At 64.2% G+C, this 8,838-nt stretch carries 10 protein-coding genes; 5 read left to right on the top strand and 5 right to left on the bottom strand.

Going from position 1 to position 8,838, the window contains the following annotated elements:
* Positions 1–22: 22 nt before the first annotated feature.
* From RFM40_RS22070 to RFM40_RS22085, 4 genes are read left to right on the top strand one after another with little or no spacing between them, the layout of a single operon-like run.
* Positions 23–1,114 (top strand): methionine ABC transporter ATP-binding protein, encoded by a 1,092-nt coding sequence (locus tag RFM40_RS22070; RefSeq protein ID WP_320224317.1) that lies wholly within the window; start codon positions 23–25, stop codon positions 1,112–1,114.
* Positions 1,095–1,751, top strand: coding sequence for a methionine ABC transporter permease (locus tag RFM40_RS22075; RefSeq protein WP_320224316.1), 657 nt, complete (start codon positions 1,095–1,097; stop codon positions 1,749–1,751). Before RFM40_RS22070 ends, RFM40_RS22075 begins: the two co-directional genes overlap by 20 nt.
* Complete coding sequence (locus RFM40_RS22080) at positions 1,748–1,993, top strand: hypothetical protein (protein WP_320224315.1); 246 nt, start codon at positions 1,748–1,750, stop codon at positions 1,991–1,993. Before RFM40_RS22075 ends, RFM40_RS22080 begins: the two co-directional genes overlap by 4 nt.
* Positions 1,981–3,000 carry an isopenicillin N synthase family dioxygenase gene (locus RFM40_RS22085; RefSeq protein ID WP_320278225.1) on the top strand — a complete coding sequence of 340 codons (1,020 nt, stop codon included), beginning with the start codon at positions 1,981–1,983 and terminating at the stop codon, positions 2,998–3,000. Before RFM40_RS22080 ends, RFM40_RS22085 begins: the two co-directional genes overlap by 13 nt.
* Before the next feature lie 261 nt (positions 3,001–3,261).
* Here RFM40_RS22085 and hpaH read toward each other — a convergent pair whose 3' ends face one another.
* The 5 genes from hpaH to RFM40_RS22110 all read right to left on the bottom strand — a co-directional run bounded on the left by hpaH (position 3,262) and on the right by RFM40_RS22110 (position 7,967).
* The gene (gene hpaH / locus RFM40_RS22090; RefSeq protein WP_320278226.1) at positions 3,262–4,065 is read right to left on the bottom strand and encodes a 2-oxo-hept-4-ene-1,7-dioate hydratase; all 804 of its coding nucleotides are present in this window, start codon (positions 4,063–4,065) and stop codon (positions 3,262–3,264) included.
* The gene (locus RFM40_RS22095) at positions 4,062–4,937 is read right to left on the bottom strand and encodes a fumarylacetoacetate hydrolase family protein (RefSeq protein ID WP_320278227.1); all 876 of its coding nucleotides are present in this window, start codon (positions 4,935–4,937) and stop codon (positions 4,062–4,064) included. Before RFM40_RS22095 ends, hpaH begins: the two co-directional genes overlap by 4 nt.
* A 96-nt stretch (positions 4,938–5,033) precedes the next feature.
* On the bottom strand, positions 5,034–6,014 hold the full coding sequence (gene hpaD / locus RFM40_RS22100) for a 3,4-dihydroxyphenylacetate 2,3-dioxygenase (RefSeq protein WP_320224311.1): 981 nt from the start codon (positions 6,012–6,014) through the stop codon (positions 5,034–5,036).
* 13 nt (positions 6,015–6,027) lie between these two features.
* Entirely contained in the window at positions 6,028–7,545 is a 1,518-nt protein-coding gene (gene hpaE / locus RFM40_RS22105) for a 5-carboxymethyl-2-hydroxymuconate semialdehyde dehydrogenase (RefSeq protein ID WP_320224310.1), read from the bottom strand.
* 35 nt (positions 7,546–7,580) lie between these two features.
* Entirely contained in the window at positions 7,581–7,967 is a 387-nt protein-coding gene (locus tag RFM40_RS22110) for a 5-carboxymethyl-2-hydroxymuconate Delta-isomerase (RefSeq protein WP_320278228.1), read from the bottom strand.
* A 217-nt stretch (positions 7,968–8,184) separates the two neighbouring features.
* Here RFM40_RS22110 and hpaR point away from each other — a divergent pair, with 217 nt between their 5' ends.
* Positions 8,185–8,589, top strand: a complete 405-nt coding sequence (gene hpaR / locus RFM40_RS22115; protein ID WP_320224308.1) for a homoprotocatechuate degradation operon regulator HpaR — start codon at positions 8,185–8,187, stop codon at positions 8,587–8,589.
* Positions 8,590–8,838 lie beyond the last annotated feature (249 nt).

Raw genomic sequence — 8,838 nt, forward strand, 5'->3', positions numbered from 1 at the left:
CGGCGCTGAAACGGATAGAGAGATGAACCAGCATGTCACGGCCAAGATGGTCGATCCGGCCACCATCCAGCCCAAGGGGTTGGAAGATGTTGTCCGCCTCGTCGGCCTGAAGCGTCGCTTTGGCGCGACGGCGGCGCTCGATGGGGTCTCGCTCACGGTTCAGAAGGGCGAGATCCTCGGCATCATCGGCCGCAGCGGCGCTGGCAAGTCGACGCTGATCCGCTGCCTGAACGGCCTGGAGCGGCCGGATTCGGGCGAGGTCTTCATCGAGGGCCGCGAGATCAGTCGACTTGGCGAGCGCGACTTGCAGCCGCTGCGCCGCCGCATCGGCATGGTCTTCCAGCACTTCAATCTCTTGTCGGCGAAGACCGTTGAGGAAAACGTCGCGCTGCCGCTCAAGATCGAAGGCCGGCCGCGCGCCGAGCGCATGGCGCGCGCCGCCGAGCTGCTGCAGCTCGTCGGGCTGTCGGAGAAGGCCAAGGCCTATCCAGCCTCGCTCTCAGGCGGTCAGAAGCAGCGTGTCGGCATTGCTAGGGCGCTCGCCGCTCGTCCTGCGCTGCTGCTCTCAGACGAGGCGACTTCGGCGCTCGATCCGGAGACGACGCGCTCGATCCTCGCCCTGCTCAAGGACATCAATTCCAGGCTCGGCCTAACCATCCTGCTCATCACGCATGAGATGGAAGTGATCCGCTCGATCGCCGACCGCGTGGCGGTGATCGATGCCGGCCGGATCGTCGAAGAGGGCGCGGTCTGGCAGGTCTTCGCCGATCCGAAGTCCGACATCACCCGCAGCCTGCTCGGCGGCATCCGGCCTCAATTACCGCCCGAGATCGCCGGCCGGCTGGCCGCGGGCGAAGGCGCTGAAACGATCCTTAAGGTTGATGTGGCAGGTGAGGCGGCACGGGGTTCGCTGCTGTCTGATCTAAGCGCCAGCGTGCCTGGCCCATTCCGTCTCGTGCATGGCGGCATCGATCATGTCCAAGAGCAGCCTGTCGGCACGCTGTTCCTCGCCGTCTCCGGCGCCGACGCCGCGCGTCTCGCGCGGACAATCGCATTCCTGAAAAACCGCGGCGCGCATGTGGAGGTGCTTGGCCATGTCGCCGGTCCTGTTTGAACTCCTGCTCCGCTCGATCTGGGAGACCGTCCTGATGACCGGCGCTTCCGGCCTCATCTCGCTCGTCTTCGGCCTGCCGCTCGGTCTCGCGCTCGTCGCCACCGATCGTGGCGGCATCGCCGAAAACCTCTGGGTGAACCGCATTCTCGGCGCTTTGATCAACGGCTTCCGCTCCGTCCCTTTCATCATCCTCCTGGTGGCGCTGATTCCGGTGACGCGGCTGATCGTCGGCACCTCGATCGGCACCTGGGCGGCGATCGTTCCGCTGTCGATCGCGGCGACGCCCTATTATGCTCGCATCGCCGAAGTGTCGCTGCGCGAGGTGGACCATGGCCTGATCGAGGCGGCGCGCGCCATGGGCGGCAACCGTTGGACGATCGTCCGCGAGGTGCTGATGCCGGAGGCTCTGCCCGGCATCGTCGCCGGCTTCACGGTGACGCTGGTGACGCTGGTCGGCGCCTCCGCCATGGCCGGCGCCATCGGCGCAGGCGGACTTGGCGATCTCGCCATCCGCTACGGCTACCAGCGCTTCGAGACCAGCGTGATGATCGCCGTGGTCATCGTCCTGATCGTGCTGGTCTGCGGCTTCCAGTGGATCGGCGACCGGCTGGTGGCGCGGCTGGATCATCGCGGATGAGCGACGCGCAGCAAGCGGTGGTCGCATCGAACGTTATTTGCCGCAAAGCCCGTGAATTGAGCGCCGGCTTGCTCCGTTTACAGCGAGATTGGTCGGCGCGTTTCTTCACCCGCAATGCCGCGCATGTCATCGTGCGGCGGGATCGCCAGAGCAATTCCAAGAAAAGTGCGCAGCGGTTTTCCGTCCGGAATTGCGAAAAACAAAGAGTTGTCGCAAGAGGAGCCTGTCCATGGCCAGAATAATTCCGGTGCTCGATCTCGATCGCCTGGAACAGGGCGCGTCGGAGCGGCGGACTTTCTTGTTTGATCTGCGCACGGCAGCCCGCGACGTCGGCTTCTTCTACCTCAGCGGCCATGGCATAAGTCAGCCGGACATCGACGCTGTGCTCGATGCCGCGCGAAGTTTCTTCGTCTTGCCGGAGGCCGACAAGCTCGCCATCGAGATGGCGAAGTCGCCGCAGTTCCGTGGCTACACGCGCTCCGGCGGCGAACTGACCAAGGGCAAGGCCGACTGGCGCGAGCAGCTCGACATCGGCGTCGAGCGCGCGACACTTCCGCAAGGGCCAGATGTGCCGGCCTGGACACGGCTGCAGGGCCCGAACCAATGGCCTGCAGCGCTCCCCGATCTCAAGCCTGTGCTGCTTGCCTGGCAGGCCAAGGCGACCGAGGTGGCGATCCGCCTGCTCCAGGCCTTCGCGCTCTCCCTTGACCAGCCGGAAGACGCCTTCGATCCGATCTATCGCGGCGAACCGAACCACCGCATGAAGATCGTTCGCTATCCCGGTCGCGACGCTACCGGCGACGACCAGGGCGTCGGGGCGCACAAGGACGGCGGCTTCCTCACCCTTCTGCTTCAGGACGAGAACAAGGGGCTGCAGGTCGAGTATGACGGCAGCTGGGTCGATGTGGATCCGATCCCGCGGACGCTCGTGGTCAATATCGGCGAGCTGCTCGAACTGGCCTCGAACGGATATCTGAGGGCAACCGTGCACCGCGTCGTCACGCCGCCGGCTGGCGTCGAACGCATCTCGGTGCCGTTCTTCTTCAGCGCCCGTCTCGACGCGACCATTCCGCTGCTCGACCTGCCGGAGGAACTGGCGGCCGAAGCGCGCGGCCCGGCCAGCGATCCCGATAATCCGCTCTTCCGCAACGTCGGAACCAATGTGCTGAAGAGCCGGCTGAGATCGCATCCGGACGTCGCGCGACGGCACTATGCCGATCTGCTGGAAAAAGCAGCGGCCGCCGGCTGAACATTTGCACTGCTCGAGCGAGATTTTTTCGCATTTTGGACAGTTTTTGGAATTCTGTTCGTCGCAAACGGATCGGCCAAAGCCCACATAACGGGTGTCGTCCGGTGTTTTCCTCCCATTGCGCCGGACGATGTTCCCCTCTGAAGGTTATGACCTTCATTTCTTGGCCGGGCCGCTTTTCGCGCCCGGCCTTTTTCTTTCCAAAAGTGCGCGGCGGTTTTCCCTCCGGAACTGCGCAAAAAGAAGAGAAGATTAACGGGATCAGGCGAAGGCGATGCGGATTGCACCAAAAGGTCCGAAATCCGAGAGGATCTGGTCGCCATGTCCGCATTCGACCGGACGGATGAAGGAACCCGACAGCACGACCTGTCCGGCCTCGATCTGCATGTCGTATTGGTGGAGCCGGTTGGCGAGCCAGACGATGCCTTTGGCGGGATGATCGAGCACGCCGGCGCCGAGCCCTGTCTCCTCGACCTCGCCATTGCGCGACACGATGGCGCCAATCCAGCGCAGGTCCGCCTCGCGCGGTCCGGCCGCGCGGCCGCCGACGACGATGCCTGCATTGGCGGCATTGTCCGAGATCGTGTCGAAGAAGGTCCTGATCTTGCCGGTCTCCTTGTTCATCCGCTCGATGCGGGTGTCGAGGATCTCCAGCGCCGGCGTGATGTAATCCGTGGCGTCGAGCACGTCGTCGATCGACACGTCGGGACCGGCGAGCGGCGCCTTCGTGACGAAGGCGATCTCGGCCTCGATGCGCGGCTGGATGAAGCGGCCAGCAGGCACCGTGCTGCCGTCCTCGAAGAACATGTCGTCGAACAGGGTGCCGGAATCCGGGATGTCGATGCTGAGCGCCGACTGCATCGCTTTCGAGGTCAGGCCAATCTTCCAGCCCTTGACCGTGAGCCCCGATGCGACCTTCCGCTTCACCAGCGCCGCCTGCACGCGATAGGCGTCATCCATCGTCGCTTGCGGAAAATCGAGGCTGAGCAGCCCGATCTGCCGGCGACCGCGCTCGGCTTCGAACAGCCTGTAGGCGGCGTCCTCGACTTGGCTTTCCGTCATCATCGGCCGGCTCCTTCGTCGACGACGCCGTTGCGCAGAAGTCCGATGCCCTCGGCCTCGACCTCGATGACGTCGCCCGGCTTCAGCCAGATCGGCGGATCGAAACGGGCGCCGGCGCCGGTCGGCGTGCCGGTGACGATGACGTCGCCGGCAACCAGCGTGGTGAAGGTCGAGATGTAATTGATGATCTTGCGGAAGGAAAAGATCATGCGCCCGGTGCGGTCCTGCTGGCGCACCTCGCCGTTGACGCGGGTGGTGAGGCCGATATCGGCGATCTGCGCCTCATCGGTGAACGGCACCAGCCACGGCCCGATTGAGCCGCTGCGGTCGAAATTCTTGCCCTGCGTGACGTTGAATTTGGCGTGGCGCACCCAGTCGCGGATCGTGCCTTCATTGCACAGCGAAAGCGCCGCGATGTGGCCAAGCGCATCCACCTGGGCGATCCGTCGCCCGCCCTTGCCGATGACGATGACGATTTCGCCTTCATAGTCGAGCTGCGAAGAGTCCGGCGGCCGCACCAGCGGCGCGCCATGGCCGACGAAGGAACGCGGGAAGCGGATGAACAGCGACGGGTTCGAGGGCGCTGCCTGCCCGTCCTTGTACTCCTCGTTGCGGTCCGGATAGTTGACACCGACGCAGATGATCTTTTCCGGGGAGGGGATCGGGATCTCGTAGGCGATGTCCTCGACCCGGAAGTCGGCGGTGAAGCCTTCGGCCGCTTCGGCGAGTTTCACCAGCGCGCCGGCCTCGATCACCTGGCGCAATGTCGGCCATTCGCGATGGCGCGCAGAAAGGTCGACGACGCCTTTTTCGGTGATCGCGCCGTAACGCGTCTTGCCGCCGGCGGTGAAGGTGGCGAGACGTCCCGCGCTCATGCTTAGACTCCACATAGAAGCTGCCGATCTCCCCCCTTGTGGGGGAGATGTCCGGCAGGACAGAGGGGGGCGCGAAGGAACGATGCCATCGAAAGACTAGGGCGCGATGATCGGCGAGGCTGCCAGATCCGACTGGCGCGGCGTCACCCCGGCAAAGAGGCTGCCTTCCTCGAACCAGCTCCTGGGCGCCGGCGCGCCCCATAGTGTCTGGCGCTGCGGGTCCTTCAGGTCCCATTTGATCGGCTCGAGGTCCGGATCGACCGTCTGGTAGTCCGAGCAATAGATCTCGATGCGATGGTTGTCGGGATCGCGGATGTAGAGGAAGAAGGCGTTTGAGATGCCGTGCCGGCCGGGCCCGCGCTCGATGTTCGGCAGCCAGCCCGTGGTCGCCATCAGGTCGAGCAGGTCGATGATGTTGAGCGGCGTCGGCACCCAGAATGCGACGTGGTGCAGCCGTGGGCCAAGACCGTTGGTGAAGGCGATGTCGTGCACGCCGCCCTTGCGGTGCGTCCAGGCGGCCCACAACTTCCCGGTTTCAGCGTCCTCGGTGTACTCGGTCACGCGGAAGCCGAGCTCGTTGTAGAAGGCCACCGCTTCATCGACATTCGGCGAGAAGCAGTTGAAGTGGTCGATGCGCAGCGGCTTCACGCCCTTATACAGCGCGTATTTCTGATGGATCGGCGGCAGCCGCTCCATCTTCGAATAGAATTCGAGCGGAATGCCGTGCGGGTCGCGGGTGCGGAAGGTGCGAGACTGGTAGGGACGCTCGACCCATTCCACCGGCAGGCCCTTGGCCGCGAAGAAGTGCGCTGCCTTGTCGAGATCCTCGTCGGAAAACACCTTGAAGCCGAGGTCGCGCGCTTCCGGCGTCGTCGCCTTGCGCAGCACGATGCAGTGATGGCCACGCTCTTCCAGCGCGCGCAGATAGATCGCGTCGCTGGTCTCGTCGGTCACCTGAAGGCCGAGCGTGTCGACATAGAAGGCGCGGGATTTGGCAAGGTCGGTGACGGTTAGCTCGACATGGGAGAGCCGCACGATATTGAAGGCAGGGTGGAGGTTGGTTTGAGGCAGGGCCATCATGTGTCTCCGGTCAGCCGCCGAGCTTCTGGATCGAATGCGGCGCCGTGGCGAACGCGATGTTCTTGGTTTCCATGTAGAAGTCGAACGACCAGTCGCCGCCGTCGCGGCCGATGCCCGAACTCTTGACGCCGCCGAACGGCGTCGGCAGGTGGCGCACATTCTCCGAATTCACCCAGATCATGCCGGCGTCGAGCGCATCGGTGAAGCGCAACGCGCGGGTGACGTCCGAGGTCCACAGATAACCGGTCAGGCCGTATTGCGTGTCGTTGGCCAAAGCGAGCGCCTCGGCCTCGTCCTTGAACGGGATGGCGGTCAGCACCGGTCCAAAAATTTCTTCCTGGGCGATGCGCATCTTATTGGTAGCGCCCACGAACAATGTCGGGCTGACATAGCAGCCGCCGCCAGGGCCGGCGAACTTGCCGCCGCCGGCGGCAACCACCGCGCCCTCCGATTTGCCGATCTCGATATAGGACAGCACCTTCTCCTCATGCACCGGATGGATCAGCGGGCCGACTACGGTTTCGGGATCGAGCGGATGGCCGATCCTGATGCGCCTGGCCTTCTCTGCCACCAGGTCGGTGAATTTGTCGTGGACGGACGCCTCGACCAGAAGGCGCGACGACGAGGTGCAGCGCTCGCCGTTGAGCGAATAGATCATGAAGACGGCGGCGTCCGCGGCGCGCTCCAAATCGGCGTCGGCGAAGACGATGACCGGGTTCTTGCCGCCGAGCTCGAAATGCACCCGCTTCAGCGTTTCCGCTCCTTGGCGCATGATCATAGAGCCGGTGCGGCTTTCGCCGACGAAGCCGATCGCCTTGATATCAGGGTGTTCGGTCAGCGCCCGGCCGGCGTCCTCGCCAAAACCGTTGACCAGGTTCCATACGCCCTTGGGGAGTCCTGCTTCCTCGGCGATCTCGACCAGCAGCCGGGCGGTCAGCGGCGACAGCTCCGCCGGCTTGTGGACGATCGTGCAGCCGGCGGCCAAAGCCGGCGCGATCTTCCAGGTCGAGAGCATGAACGGCGTGTTCCACGGCGTGATCACGCCGACCGGGCCGATCGGCACGCGCGTCGTCAGATTGACCTGGTTGGGCGCCCTGAGCGAGCGGCCGTCGCGCGCTTCCGGCGCGCGGTCGGCATAGAAGCGGAAGTTTTCCGCGCCGCGCAGCGCAGCCTTGGCCATGAACTTCAACGACTGGCCGGTGTCCATGCATTCGACGAAGGCGATCTCCTCGGCGCGCGCGACGATGGCGTCGGCGATTTTGTGGAGCAGCTTCTTGCGGGCATCGCCGGAGATTGCAGCCCAGTCCTTGAACGCGGCCTTCGCCGCCTTGGCCGCGCGGTCGATGTCTGCGGCCTTGCCACGCGCAACCCTGGCGATCGGCTTCAGATCGATCGGCGAGATGGTCTCATATGTCGAGCCATCCGCCGCGGGCGCGGCGTCGCCGCCGATCTGGTTGAGCACGCCGTCCTTGCGGAAGCGTTCGAGATAGGCTCCGGCCTTCCTCAGATTGTCGTCCAGTGCCGCCATGGTCTTTCCTGTTCTCGATTATTTGCCGCGCCCGTTTACTTGCTACGGAGTCGCGGATGGATGGCGTTCTTCTTCCAGCTGAGCTCGGCGTCGATCTCGCGGATCTCCAGCGACAGCGCGAAATGCGGCGTGGCAAACAGCGACCCGAGATGATCCGTGACGGCCGCGAAGATCGCCTCGCCGGCGCGCTTCTTCTCCTCGGCGCGGCGGCCCTTGCCGATACGGAAATTCATGTCGATGAAGCCGTTTTCAGGCAGCCGGTCGGCAATCGCATAGGCTTCCGCGCGGAAGGCGCGCACTCTCACCGCGCCGGGCTCGAACAGACCGGTTTCGAGGACGGTGCGCGCGACCAGCGCGCAGAGCTCGGTCATGTCGACCTTCGTGTCGAGATTCGCCGAATATTCGATCGCCATGTGCGGCAAGGGTTTCCTCCGCCTTGTAGTTAACATGTGAATTACATCTTGACGGCCGAATGTCAAGCGTCGTTCTCTATGCGGACGCAGCTTCCGCGGGTGGGATTGCCGCTCTCGGCAAAATCGCGGATATAGCTGCGACCCGAGCCTTAATATTTGCCGCGAGTCGTACTGGATTTTTCGGAGACCTGATTTGCTACCGCCTAGCACTCGCCGTTCGCTGCCGATGGCTCTGCTTCGCGCCCGCGAAGTGATCATGGCGCATTTCCGGCCGATGCTTGCCCGCCACGACATCACCGAGCAGCAATGGCGCGTGCTGCGTGTGCTTGCGGAGACAGGGCCGTTGGAAGCGACCGAGCTCGCCAACCGCGCCTCGATCTTGCCGCCCAGCCTGACTCGCATCATCAAGGCGATGGAGGAGCGGGAGTTCATCACCCGCAACAAGGTCAAGGACGACGGCCGCCGAGCGCTGCTCGCGATTAGCCCGACCGGCGTGGCGCTGATCGAGGAACTGGCGCCCGAGCGCATCGCCATCTACGACGCCATCGAAAAGCGCTACGGCGCCGAGGAGCACGAGCGCCTGCTGGATATGCTGGAAAGCTTGATCCAGTCGGAGACGGTGGAGGGGTGAGCGCGACTTTCCCTTCTCCCCTTGTGGGAGAAGGTGGCCGAGCGAAGCTCGGACGGATGAGGGTGCTCCAGCGGAGTGAGACGTACGCAATCACCGCAGCCTCATTCCTTCCAACACCCCTCATCCGTCTCGGCGCTGCGCGCCGATCCACCTTCTCCCACAAGGGGCTAGTGTGCGCACAGATTTGCTTCGGGTTCATATTTGGGAGGCCAGAACGAAGCCGTCTACGATTGCGTTGAAGCGTCTGAG

Source organism: Mesorhizobium captivum (genome assembly GCF_033977165.1).
Lineage (GTDB): Bacteria > Pseudomonadota > Alphaproteobacteria > Rhizobiales > Rhizobiaceae > Mesorhizobium > Mesorhizobium captivum.